Raw genomic sequence first — 15,314 nt, 5'->3', positions numbered from 1 at the left:
CTGCGTATTGCCGGGGGAGGGGGGTGGCCTTCGGGAGGCCGGTCACTCACGCAGGAAGAACTGGTGCTGCTCGGCGATCTGCTCGTACTCCTCGAGCCGCGCCTGGGTGCGTTCGGGGCCCGCGTCCGTCATGGCCTGGAGCAGCGCGGCGGCCATCACGCCGGGAGCCGCGTAGGAGTCGAAGACCAGACGGGATCCGGTGCCGGTGGCGAAGGTGGCGTCGGCCTCGTCGGCCACCGGCCCCAGCGCCAGGTCGGTGATCAGCGCGACCTTGAGACCGGCGCTGCGCGCGACCCGTACGGCGGTCAGCGTCTCCTGCGCGTGCCTCGGCATCGAGAACGCAAGCACCCAGGTTCCGCCCGCCTCCCGGGACTGCAGGAGCGCGTCGTAGGCGACGCTGCCGCCCCGGGTCACCAGCCGCACGTCCGGATGGACCCGGCGGGCGGCGTAGGCGAAGTACTCGGCGAGCGAGACGGAGATCCGCAGCCCCAGGACGGTCAGCGGCGTCGACTGCGACAGCTTGCGGCCCACGTCGATGACGCGGTCCGGGTCGGCGAAGTCGCGCCGCAGGTTCTCCAGGTTCTCGATCTCCGCCTCGACCGCCGCCTGAAGCTCGTTGCTCCGGTTCACCTCGGCCGCCGCCGGACCCCCGGCCAGGGCGCCCAGCGCGATCGACTGGAGCCTCTCCCGCAGCGCGGGATACCCGCTGAAGCCGACCGCCGCGGCGAACCGGGTCACCGAGGGCTGGCTGACCCCGACGCGGTCCGCGAGGTCGGTGATCGACAGGAACGCCGCCTCGGTGATGTGCTCGATCAGATACTGGGCGATGCGCCGTTGCCCCGGAGACAGATGGGGTCCGTCGAAGAGCGCCCTGAGCCGGGAGGTCGGGGACACCTCCGTCTCCGGACCGGTTCTGCCCGAGGTGATCGCGGATGCCTGTGCGCGTGCCTGTTGCGGCGATGGCACCGGTGCGCCTCCTTTGTCTTCCACGGGCTCAACATACTTCAGCCACCGCGCCCGACAGGGTGCGTGAAGACGCCCCTGACGCACCCGGTGATCGTGGATTACCGCCGGTACAGCGTGATCGAGTCGCCGACCTCGTCGACCGGCCGGCTGGAGCGCAGCAGCACGGCCGGCCCGTCCCTGGCCTCGGCGACCGCGGAGTCCGACACGACCAGCAGCCCGTGCGCCTGCCCCGGCGCCACCCGCCTCGGGTCGGAGGGGCCTCGATGCCGTAGTAGGCGGGCACCCCGCTGCCCTCGTACACGAGCCACACCCGCTTCCCCCGGTAGCGGCCGTGCAGCCGGTCCGCCGGCCGTCCGAGGTCGTGGCCCCGGTCCACGTCGGAGTCGTGCAGCCGCAGAGGCGTCCTGGCCGGTCCGCCGAACGCCTCGTTGCAGTACGGCAGGTGGTAGGGGTACGTCCGCACCGAGCTGACGGCGACGAACACCGTCAGCGCCCCCACCACCGCGGGTGCTCACCGTCGGCGCACCGTCCGACGGCGACGACGAGCTTGCCGAGGGGCGGGTGCTCCGGGTTGAGCCGCACCCGGTGTTCGTGGAGGCAGCCGGCCGCCGCGGCGACGTACACCGGCTCGTCGATGGTCGGGGTCCGCCGTACCGCCGTGGTGACCATCGCGACGGCCGTCTGGGTCAGCAGGACGGCCACCAGGACCGGGACGAGCAGACGCCGGCGGGCCGACCGCGGGGGCCGCGCCGGCTCCGCGTCGGGGGTGGTCTCCGGGACCGGATGCGGTGGGGTCGCCATCGTCCGCCGTGCGGTGACACCGGCCGGGCGGCGGCCGGGGCCGGTGCGCAGCCGCCTCGGGGGCTCGCTGCGCACCGGCTCCCGCCGCGAAGGGTGTTACCGCTTCAGGAGTCGTACCGACAGACCGTCCGCCGTGTACACGGGTACGGCGCGCAGGTGGTCGGAGTTCAGCTCGACACGGTCGAACTGACCGCGCAGCGCGGAGGCGTCGATCACCGGGACCGTCGTCCCCGCGGCCGGCGGCCGGTCGGCGTCCAGGCGCAGCGACAGCACGGCGCCCCGGTCCAGCCGGACCCGCCCGGACACCGTGAGGACGGGCCCGTGGTGCCCGCGCAGGGTCAGGTCCAGCACCGCGCCGGACTCCTGGGCCCACGCGCCGCGCACCCGAACCGGGGCGTCCGCGCGCAGCGTGCCGCCGGTCAGCCGCACATCGCCCTGGCCGAGAGCATTGGCGTGCCCGGCGACGAGCACGCCTTCCGCCAGCACGGTGCCGCCGTGGTAGCGGTTGTGCCCGGTCAGCGTGAGCGTGCCCGAGCCGCGCTTGGTGAGACCGCCCTCGCCCTCGATGTCGTGGCGCCAGACGTCGGCAGCGTCGAAACCGCCCTTCGACGCGTCCAGGGTGACCGTGACGTCGGAGTCGAAGGCGCCGTACCCGTCCGCCGCGGCGAACAGGTTCAGCCGGCCCCACTGCTCGAAGCCGTCCAGCATGACGTACCCGGAGGGCAGCGCGGTCGTGCGCAGCACCTCGCGGCGCTGGGCGGCCGTCAGATACGGCAGCCGGGTCTCCAGCAGCACCTCGGCGCCCTTGGGCACGGTGAGGGGTGTCCTGCGGCCCTGGCGCTCGAGGACATAGGTCAGGCGGGGCCCGTTGGCCCGTGCGTTGGCCTCCCGGTCGGCGTACGCGTCCGAGGGGTCGGAGTGGGCGTAGGCGGGCAGGGTGTCGGCCGTGGTGCCGGTCTTCTCGGTGAAGTAGGCCAGGGCCTGGGCGCGGGCGGCCGCCTTGAGGGCGGCGTTGGCCGGGTCGGCGAGCGCGGCGGCGGCGAGGGCGGTGGCCATGATGCGGCCGCCGAGGACGTCCACCGTGGAGTGCATGCCGGAGACGATCCGGGTGTGGCTGAGTTCGAGGGCGCGGGTCACCAGTTCCTGGAACCGCTCGGGCACCGCGTAAGCGAACGCCAGCGACGCCAGGTGGAAGGCGTTGGTGTGGCCGCTGGGGAAGCCGCCGTCGTCGGCCGCGGAGGTACCGCGCTGACGCAGCAGCTGCGGGACGACGACCACCTTCGAGTCGTACACCGGGAAGCCGAGGGCATCGGTCTTCCCGGTGTCGACGACCTCGCTGTTCTCGTTCATGCGCCACGGACGCGGGTACTGGAAGGCGTACTTGCCCGGGTTGCCGGAGGCGAACGGGCCGCGCACGGTGTCGACGAGCTTGGCGACCTGACCGAGGTCGGAGGTGTAGGAGCCGGCGCCGATGGCGGAGCCGGCGGGCGCGTCGGCGGGCACGGCGTCACTGATCGTGGTGGCGGGAGTGGTGTCCGGCGCGCTGGTGATCGACGTGACGGCCTGGGCGCCGGTCTTGTAAAGATCCGTCAGGGGACCGAGTCCGGCGATCATCGCGTAGCTCTGGTGCTGACGGTCGTAGACGAACGCCTGCCGGCCCGCGGCCTCCGTGCGGGAACGGGTGATCGCGATGCAGTAGCGCATGTTGGCGCGCAGTATCTCCGGGCGCAGCGGGGTGCCGGTGTTCCAGGCGGCGCCCGTCTTCCACACCTGGGCGAATCCGCCCAGGATCCGCACCACGGCGTTGGTCTCGGGCGTGAGGTTCGTCGTGATGTTCGTCTTGTAGTCGTCGACGAACGGCAGCGGGCCGGCGGCGGCCTTCGCGTCGGCGGCGCCCAGCCAGGAGACGAGCGTCGGGGCGGCCACCAGGGCGGCCGAGCCACCGAAGGAGACCTTCAGGAAGCGCCTTCTGTTCACGGCCGAGGGGGTGGACTGCCCGGCGGGTGACGGCATGAGTGTGCCTCTCTCGAGTTCTTCGGCCGTGTGGCCGGGGAGGACGTGCGGGATACCTGTGGCGATCCGTGCGGGGATACGTGCGGGGCACGTGCGATCGGGTGCGGCCCGTCTGTCTGGTGACGACGTGTGAGCCGGAAGGCGCGTACGAGCGAAGATCTACGGCCGAGTCGTGTCGCTTCCGCGATGACCCGGCGACCGGTGCGTGTCCTGCGGGTGAACGAGCGGACCGCGCCTCACAGGAGGGCACGCGCCAACGCCACCGCGCCCTCGACCGGCGGCACGGTGAGCGGCTGCGGCCGCGCCCCCGGCACCACGTCGGCGAGCGCGGCGGCGAACGCCTCGTAGAGCGCCGGCTGGCCGAGCACCGTGCCGCCCGCCACGACCACGTCGTCGACCGCGACGCCGCGTGCGGCCAGGCGGGCGACGAGCGCGGCGAGCGCCGTACCGGCGTCGGCGATCACGGAGCGGGCGAGCGCGGAGCCGTCGGCCGCCGCCGCGAAGACGGCGGGCGCGCGCCGTCCCCACTCGGCGGAGACGTCCGAGGCGCCCTCCAGGGCCGCGCCGAGCGCCGGGACCTCGGGTACGCCGAAAGCGGCGAGAAGGCCCCGGGCCAGGGCTCCGGGTTCCTCGCCGCGGTCGTGGGCCGCCCATACGGCCCGGGCCGCCTCGCGGACCAGACCGGCGGCGCCGCCCTCGTCGCCGAGGACCGCGCCCCAGCCGCCGACCTGGACGGGGTCGCCGCCCGGGAGCCGGCCCACCGCCACCGAGCCGGTGCCGGCCACGAGGCCGACGCCCTTGTCGAGTCCGGCGGCGGGTACGAGCAGTTCGGCGTCGCCCACCACGCGCGCGGGCACACCGAGGGAGAGCTGAAGGGCATCGCGGATCTCCGCGCACTGGCGGGGTGTCTCGCAGGCGTGCGCGCCCACGGCGACGGCGGCCGGGCGCATGCCCCCGGGCAGCGTCTCGCGGACGAGGCGGGTGAGCCAACGTGCGGCGGCGGCCGCGTCGTGCGGCCGCCAGCCGGCGCTGGCGCGGACGTGGTCGGTCACGACGGCGTCGCCCGTGAGGGCGCGGAGATGGGTTTTGGTGCCGCCCACGTCGACGCCGACCACGAGGGCGGCCGAAGGTGGAGAGTCCTGCACGGATCCTCTTTCGTCGTTGCTGCGTCGAGCTGCGACGGCGGGCGAACCGTGTCTGAGGGATTGCGGATCGGTGAACTAGGGAAGCCCCGGGACGGGCTTCTGACGAGCACGGCAGGCGAGTACCGTGAAGTTCGTTAGGAAGTTAACTAACGAAGTACAGTGCGTCAAGAGCAATCGCGCACTCGACCGTCCAGGCTCCCGTCGGGCCGCCGCGGGACGGGAACGCGCGACGTCGGAGCATCCCATCGCCGCAGCCCGCCGGGACGACCGGTCCGGGCGCGCGGCCCTGTACCCGTGTGGGGGAAACTGTGGAACTCGACGTGGCGGAAGCCCCCCGCCTGACGGAGAGCGCGAGTGCGGTGTTCGCCGTGCTGGCCCAGGCGGGCAGCGCGACCCGGCCGCAGCTCGCGAGCCTGGCGGGCCTGTCCAAGCCGACGGTGTCGGCCGCCGTGGCGGAGCTGGAGAGCGCCCGGCTCGCCACGCACTCCGGGACCTCCTCCGGCGGCACCGGGCGTTCCGCGGCCGTGTACTGCCTCGGGCCGGCCGCCGGGGCCGTGCTGGCCGTCGACCTCGGCCCCGCCCTCACCCGGGTCCGCAGCTGCGCCCTGGACGGCTCCCTGCTCGCCGAGGCGACCGCCTCCCGGACGGACGCCGCCGACGCCGTACGCGAGGCGCTCACCGCGCTGCCCGCAGGCCTTCCGCTGCGCAGCATCGTCGTCGCCGTCGGTGACGTGGCCGCGCGGGACCGGCAGGGCAGCGGTATGCGCCCGGCGACCGCCAAGGCGGGTCCGGTCTTCGACGCCATGGCCGTCGCGCTGCCGCCGGGCGTGCCCGTCCACCTGGAGAACAACGTCAACTGCGCCGCGCTCGCGGAGCTGCACGAGGGGGCCGCGCGCGGCCGGCACACCTTCGGATATCTGCGGATCGGCGTGGGCATCGGCCTCGGCATCGTCGTCGGCGGCTCGGTGCTGCGCGGCTCGAACGGTGCCGCCGGAGAGCTGGCCCGGCTGCCCTATCCCTGGGACGACGGCCGTGAACCGCGCCAGGAGGCCCTGGAGGAGTACATCGGGGCACGTTCCCTGCTGCGCCGGGCCGCGGCGGCCTGGCAGGGCACCGACGGCCCCTGTCCGCGCACCACCGAGCGGCTCTTCGCCCTCGCCGGGGAGGGCCGGGCCCCGGCCCTCGAGGTCGTCGGCCGTCATGCCGCGGACGTGGGCCGGCTGGCCGCCGCCGTGACCGCCGTGCTGGACCCGGGCCTGATCGTGCTGGGGGGCAGTACGGGCGCCGATCCGCAGCTCCTGCCGGGTGTGCGGGCCGAGCTGGGGCGGCTGAGCTGGCCCACCGAGGTGGTCAGCAGCACGGTCGGGGACACCGGCACCGTCGCGGGTGCCGCGCGGCTCGCGGTCGCCCGGGGAGTCCAAACCGTGACCGAGGCCGCGCGGGCCAAGGATTGACGGCCCGCGACTCAGTCTGCCAATGTCCGGACAAGCGCTTTCTAAGTCGGTCGGGACGCCGGCTTGGGTTGAGCATCCCGCCCGTACGTGAAGTACGGCAGCCGCACGAGGGCGTGCTTGTGCGACGACGGCCCTCATGGCCGGGGATCCCACCCGTAGAGGCGACGCGGCCGGGCGAGGCCGACGCCACCGGAAAGCAACCTTCCTGCAAAATGCACCCGTGCCGCTTCGGTCGGCGCCGTGCTCCGTCCCCTACGACGAAAAAAAGGGATCGAAGATGACCACTGTGGGTGTGCGGCGCTCCCGCCGACTCGGCCGCGGCGGCATACGCCGCCTGGTTCCCCTCGCTGCCGGGGCCGCGGCAGGTGCCCTGCTTCTCTCCGCCTGCGGGTCGGGATCCGACTCGGGCGGGACCTCCAAGTCGCTGACGTTCTGGATCTCCACGGTTCCGGGGCAGGACGCGGGCTGGAAGGCGTCGGTGGCGGCGTACAAGAAGGAAACCGGCGTCAACGTCAAGCTCGTCAACATCCCGTACGACGGCTACGACGCGAAGCTGCGCAACGCCGCGCAGGCGAGCTCCCTGCCCGACGTGGCGGCGGTGCCGAAGATCGACCCGATCTGGTCGAACAAGCTGCTCGACCTCAGCTCCATCGCCAACAACAAGACCAACAAGATCAACGCCAACTTCGTCGCCAAGGACTCGTCCGGGAAGGTGCTGTCCATCCCCTCGGACGTCACCGCGTCCGGCATGTTCATCAACAAGTCGCTCTTCGACAAGGCCGGCGTCTCCTACCCGACCTCGCCCTCCAAGACCTGGACCTGGACCGAGTTCATCAAGGCGGCGAACGAGGTCCGGGAGAAGACCAAGGCCAAGTACTCCCTGACGTTCGACCAGTCGCCGTCCAGACTCCGCGCCATGGTGTACGAGATGGGCGGGCAGTACATGCACGCCGACTCCTCCGGCAAGTTCTCGGCGGACGAGGCGACCAAGAAGGCCGTGAACACCTTCGTCGGCTGGAACGACGACAAGACCATGCCGAAGTCGGTGTGGACCAGCGGCGCCGACCCGTCGGCCATGTTCCAGAGTGGTGACGTCGTCGCCTACTGGTCCGGTGTGTGGCAGGTCGCCTCCTTCGCGGAGAGCGTCACGAAGTTCGAGTGGGCGAGCGTCCCGACCCCCGCCGAGCCGGTGCAGGCCAGCGACGTCAACAGCGGCGGCATGGTCGTGGGCTTCAACAACAACGGCGACGCGGCCACCGCCGCGAACAAGTTCATCTCGTGGCTGTACGAGCCCGAGCACTACAAGGCGCTGTGCGAGGCGTCCGGGTTCCTGCCGGTCGAGAGCGGCCTGAACCCGACGTACCCCTTCAAGTCCGAGGCGGCGCAGGCGGCGTTCAAGCTCTACAACGAGTCGATTCCGCTCTACGCCCCCATCTCCGGCTACTTCAACGTCGCGCAGACGAACTGGGCGCTGAACGGCAAGAGCCTCACCGACGACCCGACCAAGGCGGAGATCGGCAAGGCGATCAACGGTGAGCAGTCGGCCGACAAGGCCCTGGAGAACATCGTGGCCGGCTACAACCAGCAGGTCGGCGGCGTGAAGTAGGCCCGTCCGGGCGGCGGTGCGAGCCACCGCCGCCCGGACCTGGACGTCCGCGTGATGCCGGGCCCATGTGAGCCCACCGCAATCCCATCCACCAGCACGGAGTCAGGAAGATGACAAAACGAGCCTCGGACGTGTCCGTGAGCCCGCCCAGGAGCCGTAGTAAGTACACCCTTGCGCCGCTCGTCCTCATCGCGGCCAATGTCGTGCTCTTCGCGCTGTTCTTCGTCTGGCCGGCGGTGATCGGGCTCGTTTACTCCTTCACGAACTACACGGGCGTGGGGTCGTTCCAGTTCGTCGGACTGGACAACTACCAGAAGCTGCTCGGGGACTCGACCTTCTACGACGCGACGACCCGCACGCTGCTGTACACCGTGCTCTTCGTTCCGCTGAACTTCGTGCTGTCGCTGCTCATCGCCAACGTGCTGGTGAGCAAGCACGCCAAGGGCGCGTCGGTCGCCCGGCTCTTCTTCTTCATCCCGTGGCTGCTGTCGCCCATCATCGTGGGCGTCCTGTGGCGATGGCTGTTCGGTGAGAACTTCGGACTGGTCAACTACCTCATCGAGAAGCTCGGCGGAAGCGCCGTTCCGTGGCAGTCGAACGCGGACCTGTCACTGATCGTGGTCGTGGTGGCGGCCGCCTGGGCCTGGACGGGCTTCTCGATGCTGCTGTTCATCGCGGCGATCAAGAACGTACCGACGTCGTACTACGAGGCGGCGGCGCTCGACGGCGCCGGTCCGTGGCGCCAGTTCATCAGCATCACGCTGCCGAGTATCGCGCCCACCTCCTTCATCGTCATCCTGCTCAACACGATCCACGCGATGAAGGAATACGCGGTGTTCGCCTCCCTCAACAGCGGCGGACCCGGAACGTCGAACAACCTGCTGGTCCAGTACATCTACCAGACGGGGTTCAAGGCAGGCCAGATCGGCTACGCGAGCGCCGCGTCGTTCGTGCTCATGCTCATCCTGATGGGCGTCGCGATCATCCAGATGATGGTCAACCGGCGGGTGGAGAACCGATGACAACCACAGACATGCCGCGCAAGTCCGACGCCGACTCCGTACGGGCCGTCTCCAAGAAGAGGTCCCGCGGGTCGGCGACCGGCGGGCTTCGGCGCGCGATTGCCCCGACGACTCTGCTGTGGGTCCTGGCGGGCCTCTACGGGATCCCGGTGCTGTGGTTCGTCCTCAGCTCCTTCAAACCGGCGGGAGACCTGTTCTCCCTCCCGCTGACGGTGCTCCCGCAGAACCCCACCGTGTCGGGTTACAAGGAAGCGTGGGCAAGCGCCAACTTCGCCCAGTACTTCATCAACACGACCCTCGTCTGTGTGATCGCGACGATCCTCACGGTGGGTGTCAGCTGCTGCACCGGGTACGCGCTGGCCAAGTACGACAACAGATGGCTCAAGGCCTTCTTCCTCTGCATCCTGGCCACCACGATGCTCCCTGCCGAGGTCATGCTCGCCCCGCTGTTTCTGGTGGTCCGCGACCTGGGCTTCTACAACTCGCTCGCCGGCATCATCCTCCCGGCCCTGCTCACCGCGACCGGGTGCTTCATGTTCCGCCAGTTCTTCCTGACGGTCCCCGACGAGCTCATCGAGGCCGCCCGCATCGACGGCGCCAAGGAGCTGTCGATCTTCCTGCGGATCATGGTGCCGCTCTCCCGGCCCATCATGCTGACGCTCGCCATCCTGTCGTTCCAGTGGCGGTGGAACGACTACATCTGGCCGTTGCTCATGCTGAACGACCCCGAGAAGTTCACCGTGCAGATCGGCATCCAGAGCCTCGTAGGGGCGCAGAACATCAACTGGTCGGTGCTGCTCGGCGGGTCGGTCATCTCCATGATCCCGCTGATCGTCGTCTTCCTGGTGTTCCAGAAGTACGTCATGAACGCCGACATCAACGCCGGACTGAAGGACTGACCTTGCCCACCCCGCTCGACCACGAGTTCGTCCGCGCGGTGGCCGGCGCCGCCGACCGGCTGGCCGCCCCGCTGGCGGCCGGCCCCGGCGAGGAACCCGCCGGTGTGACCCACCGGGTTCTCGCCCGCCGGGTCAAGACTCTGGTCGCGGCGTACCGTTCCACCGACTCGGCACTCCAGGGCAGCAAGCAGGCCGTCACCGCCGCGACGACCCACCTCCGCGCCCTGCGGGCCGCGCAGACACCCACCGGCCTCTTCGCCGGCGGCGACAACGTGCAGTCACCCCCGGACTCCGCGTTCACCGTCAACGACGTGTGCGACGCGTACGTCCTCGCCGCCGGCGCGGGGCCGGAACTGCACGACGTCACGGCCGCGCTCGCCGAGATCGCCGGCGCCGCCTCCGGCGCCCTCCTGACCGGCGGGGTGCACACCCCGAACCACCGTTGGGAGCTGTCGGCGGCACTGGCCCGGCTGCATCGGTCGTTCCCGGACGACCGGCTGCTCGACCGCGCCGAGGAGTGGCTCGCCGAGGGCGTCGACATCGACGCGGAGGGCCTGTACTCGGAACGCAGCGCCAACTACGCGGCCCACGTGTCCAACCCGTCGCTGCTCCTGCTGGCCGATGTGCTCGGCCGCGCCGACCTGCTGGACGCCGTCGAACGCAATCTCGCCACCACCTTGGACCTCATCAGGCCGGACGGCACGGTGGAGACCGTCCATTCGCGACGGCAGGACCAGAACCACCCGTTCCCGCTGGCGCCCTACCTGCCGCACTACCGGCTGCTCGCGATCCGCACCGGCCGGGGCGACTTCGGCCGGGCGGCACGGCTGGCGGCCGCCGGCGGTATCGACGACCCCGACCTGCTCGCCCAGACCCTCCTCACCCCGGACCTGTGCCGCGTCCTGCCCGCACCGGCCGTGGAGAGAGTGCCCCGAGACCGGTACCTCACCACCGCCCGTCTCGCCGCACGCGCCTCGGCCACCGCACACACGGTGGTGTACGGCGGCTCCGACGTGCCCGCGCACCGGCGCATCCGCTCGGGCCTCGCCTGCAACCCCACCTTCCTGCGCCTGTTCGCGGGCGACGCCGTCCTCGACGCGGTCCGGCTCTCACGGGGATTCTTCGACCTGGGCCCGTTCCGCGCCGCCGAGATGCACCAGCTCGCCGACCACCGCTACCGGCTCTCCGAAACCCTCACGGCCGCCTACTACCAGCCGCTGCCGCCGGACCGGCGACGGGACGACGGCGCCTACCGGCTGGCGGACGACGGACGCTTCTCGGCCGCGATGGCCTTCCCGGACCGGCCTCGGGACGAGGTCTCCCACACGACCCGTGTCGAGGTGGACCTGCGGGAGGACGGTGCGGACCTGCGGATCGACATCAGCGGACCACGGGTGCCCTGGGCCCTCGAACTGACCTTCCGGCCGGGTGGCGTGCCGGAGGGCGCCCTACCGATCGGCGACGGGCGCTGGTGCCTGACGACCGGGCCGATGACCTACCGGGTCGGCCACGACGAGATCCGGGTCGAGGCCGACGTCGAGGCAGGCGAACCGCTTGCCGGGCCGGAGCGGAGTGACGTACTGCGGTACGACCCGGGTCAGGACTGGACCGTGGTGGGCGGCACCGATGCGACGACCGGGAACCGCGTCCACATCGGTGGACTCGGCCCGCACACGCTGACCCTCGCACTGCGCGCCCGCCGGCCCGCACCTGTCGTGTGACTCCGACGACCCACGCCGTGGCCATCTCAGGCATGAAGGGCTGATCCCCGTGGACCTTACGTCCCCTCCCGCGTACCTCCCCCACCAGCGCGGCCCGCTGCACGACCTGCCCGACACCCCGCAGGCGTACGACGCCGTCCTCACCGACGTCACCGAACAGGCGCTGCGCCGCCTGACCCCGCAGGGCAACCTGGAGCACCCCGACTGCGTCGACGACATCGGCGACACCTCGCTCGGCATCACCTCCCTGCTGGCCCTGGCCTGGCAGCGCACCAAGGATCCGCGGCTCCCGGACGCGGTGCACCGCAGCCTCACCTTCCACCTGCGCGAACGGGTCTACCGGGACGACAACCCGGGCTACCCCAACCTGAGGGTGCGCGGCTCCGGACTCCCGTACGCCCGCTACACCCTGGCGGCCGGCGCGCACCCCGTCGGCGACTGGCCGAGCACGGTGTGGGCGCTGCTCCAGGCCGTGAACGTGCTCGACACCGCCGACGGCCTGGTGCCGGACGAGCGGCGCGCCGAGCTGCTGGAGGTGGCGCGCGGCTACTGGAGCTGGCTGACCGAGGCGACCTTCTTCAACCCGCAGGAAGCGGGCAACCAGGCCATCGGCTGCGTGGTCGGCGGCCTGATGCTGGCCCGCCACCTCGCGCCGGAGGACGGCGAGCCGGTCCGCGCTCGGGCCCTCGCGCTGTACTCCGACGAGATCCGCGCCCACCGGGTCCGCGACCGGGGCGCCCTGCTGCCCCCCGAGCACGGCGGCGCCTACGACAACAACTACGGCCCGATCTCCCTCTCCTTCCTCGCCCAGGCCCACCGGGTCAGCGGCGAGGAGGTCTTCGCGGAGGACGGCGAGGCGCTCGCCCGCTACCTCGACGCCCGCCTCACCGGCGGCGGCTTCGACAACGGTGGCCCCCGCTACAGCGAGCAGCACTCGGCCTTCGAGTCCGTCCTCGGCCTGCGCTACTTCGGCGCCCGGATCGGCGCCGACCTGGGCCGCTACCGGGGCGACAGCCGCTGGGCACGGCACGCCGTCAAGGCGGACGGCGGCGTCGACGGCCACTTCGCGTGGATGCTGGTCTGGCAGATCCAGGACACCACGCGCTGGCACCGCGAACCGTCCACCGGGCCCGCACGGCACCAACTGCGCGCCGGCACGGTCTCGGTGGCCTTCGACGACCGGATGACCCCCGCGGTCGTCGAGGCGGCCGGTACCTACTACCTGCCCGCCGCCGTCAACCGCCAGCACGGCTTCGGCCCCGTCACCGACGGCTTCCTGCTGTGCCGGCCGATGGGCGAGGTCCGGGTCCGCGACGCCCGCGCCGACGGCCTGAGGGCCAAGCTGGTCACCAAGCCGGTCGTCGGCCGCGACCACGTCCTGCGCAGCGTGCGCTCCCTGTACGTCACCGACGGCACCACCCTGTGGACGACGGTGGCCGTGGAGCGCCTCGACGGGACGCCGTACCTCTTGGCCGGCCTGCCCTACGCCGAGGACGACGGTGACCGGGTCCGGCGCACCGCGCACGGAGCCGTCTCCTCACCGGGCGGCCTGCGCCTCACGCACCCCGAAGCCGAGGGCGCGGAGCACTTCGACGCGCGCACCGAACTCACCCAGCAGCAGGCCGCCTTCGCGCTCGCCGCCGACCCGCGCGGTTACGGCAACCCCGACGAGGGCTGGCGCCACCTGGTCAGCTCGACGGCGCTGGAGGCGGGACCGCTCCCGGACGCGCCGGACGACCTGCACGTGTTCGCGGTGCGCCACGGCACCGAGGAGCCGCTCACGGTCGCGGTCGAGTGGGCCGAGGAGGGCCTGACCGTGCGGACGGACGCCTTCACCGCCGTTCTCGGCCCCGACGACGCGCACGCCGAGCCGACGCTGACGCTGCGCGCCGCCGTCAGGGGCTGAGGGTCATCCGCGGGGTGCCGCGCACCGCGTACGCGGGCAGCCGGGCGTCCCGCAGGAACGCGGGGGACAGGGACAGTCCGAACCGCCGCTCCACGACGCCGAGGCTGTGACGGTAGCCCGTCCGGTAGTCCTCGTCCTCCGGCGGGAGAAAGGTGTTTCCGTCGGAGGACAGGATGCCCGCCGCGACCAGCTCGGGCAGCAGCAGATCCGGCTCGGCGCCCCAGCGCCACACCTCCTCCCGCAGCCCGTAGCCGGACACGAACACGCCGTCGCGCGCGTAGTGGAAGTCGGCGGGCGGGTGTTCCTGGGGCGGCACGTACCGCACGACCTCCACGCCGTCGCGCGATATCTCCGCGAGCAGGTCCCCGCCGGTCGAGTCCCCGTACTCCAGGGCGAACGACCAGTCCCCGGATCTGCCCACCCGGACCACGCCGTCCCCGTCCTCGGCCGGCCGCCACTGCGTGATCCCGAGCTGCCACACCTCGGCGTCGGTGATCGGCTCCGTGGCCCCGTCCGGCTCGGCTCCCATGCGGTGGGCCAGCTCCTCGGGGGAGATCCCGCGCGCGAACACGACGCTGGACATCCAGCCGTCCAGATCCACCAGCCACACGATTCCGTCGGTCATGGGACCGAAGCTAACGCGTGGCACCGACAACGCCCCCGGCGGGCCGGGGCCGGACGGGCAGGGGCACGACCAGATCGGCCCGGTCCCTCGTCGCCGCCACCAGCTCGGCGTTGCGCTGGTCGCTCCGCAGCACCCAGGCCACCGCCTCCTCGTGGCCCTTGCCGAACTCCTCGTGCCGGGCGATCAGCCGGCGGACCCGCTCGTCCTCGTCCGTCTCGCAGAACCACACCTCGTCCAGGGCGGCCCGCACCCGCGTCCACGCATCCGAGCCGACGAGCAGGTAGTTGCCCTCCGTGACGATCAACCGGGCCGTCGGCGGCACCGGCACGGCCCCCGCGACCGGCTGCTCCAGCTCCCGCTCGAAGCCCGGCGCGTAGACCAGGTCCTCGCCGTCCGTCTCCTCCCGCAGCCGCCGCAGCAGGGCCGCGTAACCGGCCGCGTCGAAGGTGTCGGGCGCCCCCTTGCGGTGCCGTCGGCCGAGGCGGTCCAGTTCCACGTCGGCGAGATGGAAGCCGTCCATCGGGACGTGCGCGACCCAGGGATCGCCGGTGCCGTTCAGCTCCCGCACCAGACGCTCGGCGAGCGTCGTCTTGCCCGCGCCCGGACCGCCCGCGATACCGAGGAGCGCGCGTCTGCGGCCGTCCCCGGCGAGGGCACGGGCACGTACGAGCAGATCGTCGAAAGTAAGCACACAGCAGAGTGTCGCAGTCTCCTGGAAGGTGACCCGCAAGGCCGCAAGGAAAGGAGGACGACCGTGTCCGACGACGAGCTGCAGATCCGCACCCTGATCACCCGCTGGGCCGAGGCCGTCCACCGGGGCGACCTCGACACCGTCCTCGACCAGCACGCCGAGGACCTGGTGATGTACGACGTACCCGCGCCCCACGAGGGCATCCGGGGCCTGGCCGCCTACCGGGCGACCTGGCCGCCCTTCTTCGTCTGGCAGGCCCAGGGCGCCCGTTTCGACATCGACACCCTCGACGTCACCGCAGGCCACGACGTCGCCTACGCCCACGCCCTGCTGCGCTGCGGCACGCCCGAGGAACTCGCCGAGTGTCCGAGCCTGCGGCTGCGGCTCACCTTCGGCCTGCGCAAGGAGCACGGCCGCTGGCTCATCGCCCACGAGCACCACTCCTTCCCGCACGACTGACCGGAT

The 15,314-nt window shown here is 71.9% G+C and carries 13 protein-coding genes and 1 pseudogene; 7 read left to right on the top strand and 7 right to left on the bottom strand.

The window, feature by feature from the left end:
- Positions 1–42 precede the first annotated feature (42 nt).
- The 5 genes and pseudogenes from OHU34_RS05135 to OHU34_RS05115 all read right to left on the bottom strand — a co-directional run bounded on the left by OHU34_RS05135 (position 43) and on the right by OHU34_RS05115 (position 4,925).
- Positions 43–966 carry a MurR/RpiR family transcriptional regulator gene (locus OHU34_RS05135; RefSeq protein WP_054241013.1) on the bottom strand — a complete coding sequence of 308 codons (924 nt, stop codon included), beginning with the start codon at positions 964–966 and terminating at the stop codon, positions 43–45.
- 98 nt (positions 967–1,064) lie between these two features.
- Positions 1,065–1,474, bottom strand: a pseudogene (locus OHU34_RS05130) (phospholipid carrier-dependent glycosyltransferase); the annotation flags it as partial.
- Positions 1,453–1,842: a hypothetical protein gene (locus OHU34_RS05125; RefSeq protein WP_230193929.1), complete on the bottom strand. Its 390-nt coding sequence runs from the start codon at positions 1,840–1,842 to the stop codon at positions 1,453–1,455. The gene OHU34_RS05125 and the pseudogene OHU34_RS05130, both read right to left, overlap by 22 nt.
- 21 nt (positions 1,843–1,863) lie before the next feature.
- Positions 1,864–3,780 carry a phosphatase PAP2 family protein gene (locus OHU34_RS05120; protein WP_230193928.1) on the bottom strand — a complete coding sequence of 639 codons (1,917 nt, stop codon included), beginning with the start codon at positions 3,778–3,780 and terminating at the stop codon, positions 1,864–1,866.
- Positions 3,781–4,016: 236 nt separating this feature from the next.
- Entirely contained in the window at positions 4,017–4,925 is a 909-nt protein-coding gene (locus OHU34_RS05115) for a BadF/BadG/BcrA/BcrD ATPase family protein (protein WP_142267500.1), read from the bottom strand.
- 320 nt (positions 4,926–5,245) lie between these two features.
- Between OHU34_RS05115 and OHU34_RS05110 the strand changes: the two genes are divergently transcribed.
- The 6 genes from OHU34_RS05110 (at position 5,246) to OHU34_RS05085 (ending at position 13,533) form a co-directional block, all read left to right on the top strand.
- Entirely contained in the window at positions 5,246–6,379 is a 1,134-nt protein-coding gene (locus OHU34_RS05110; protein WP_235034602.1) for an ROK family transcriptional regulator, read from the top strand.
- 277 nt (positions 6,380–6,656) lie between these two features.
- Positions 6,657–7,985: an extracellular solute-binding protein gene (locus OHU34_RS05105; protein WP_142267501.1), complete on the top strand. Its 1,329-nt coding sequence runs from the start codon at positions 6,657–6,659 to the stop codon at positions 7,983–7,985.
- A gap of 110 nt (positions 7,986–8,095) precedes the next feature.
- Positions 8,096–9,007, top strand: coding sequence for a carbohydrate ABC transporter permease (locus OHU34_RS05100; RefSeq protein WP_142267502.1), 912 nt, complete (start codon positions 8,096–8,098; stop codon positions 9,005–9,007).
- Positions 9,004–9,906, top strand: coding sequence for a carbohydrate ABC transporter permease (locus OHU34_RS05095; protein WP_142267503.1), 903 nt, complete (start codon positions 9,004–9,006; stop codon positions 9,904–9,906). The genes OHU34_RS05100 and OHU34_RS05095 overlap by 4 nt, the downstream gene beginning before the upstream one ends.
- A gap of 2 nt (positions 9,907–9,908) precedes the next feature.
- Positions 9,909–11,627 carry a hypothetical protein gene (locus OHU34_RS05090; RefSeq protein WP_405765014.1) on the top strand — a complete coding sequence of 573 codons (1,719 nt, stop codon included), beginning with the start codon at positions 9,909–9,911 and terminating at the stop codon, positions 11,625–11,627.
- A 49-nt stretch (positions 11,628–11,676) separates the two neighbouring features.
- Positions 11,677–13,533: a hypothetical protein gene (locus OHU34_RS05085; RefSeq protein ID WP_405765011.1), complete on the top strand. Its 1,857-nt coding sequence runs from the start codon at positions 11,677–11,679 to the stop codon at positions 13,531–13,533.
- Here OHU34_RS05085 and OHU34_RS05080 read toward each other — a convergent pair.
- Positions 13,523–14,158: a DUF6461 domain-containing protein gene (locus tag OHU34_RS05080; protein WP_405765009.1), complete on the bottom strand. Its 636-nt coding sequence runs from the start codon at positions 14,156–14,158 to the stop codon at positions 13,523–13,525. The genes OHU34_RS05085 and OHU34_RS05080 overlap by 11 nt on opposite strands.
- 10 nt (positions 14,159–14,168) lie before the next feature.
- Positions 14,169–14,849, bottom strand: coding sequence for a nucleoside/nucleotide kinase family protein (locus tag OHU34_RS05075; protein WP_405765006.1), 681 nt, complete (start codon positions 14,847–14,849; stop codon positions 14,169–14,171).
- A 63-nt stretch (positions 14,850–14,912) separates the two neighbouring features.
- On the opposite strand from OHU34_RS05075, the gene OHU34_RS05070 reads away from it, so the two are divergent.
- On the top strand, positions 14,913–15,308 hold the full coding sequence (locus tag OHU34_RS05070; RefSeq protein WP_020129056.1) for an SgcJ/EcaC family oxidoreductase: 396 nt from the start codon (positions 14,913–14,915) through the stop codon (positions 15,306–15,308).
- Positions 15,309–15,314: the final 6 nt, after the last annotated feature.

Origin of the sequence: Streptomyces sp. NBC_00080 (genome assembly GCF_045041255.1) — a bacterium.
GTDB lineage: Bacteria > Actinomycetota > Actinomycetes > Streptomycetales > Streptomycetaceae > Streptomyces > Streptomyces coriariae.
This window is presented reverse-complemented; position numbering and strand designations above follow the sequence as displayed.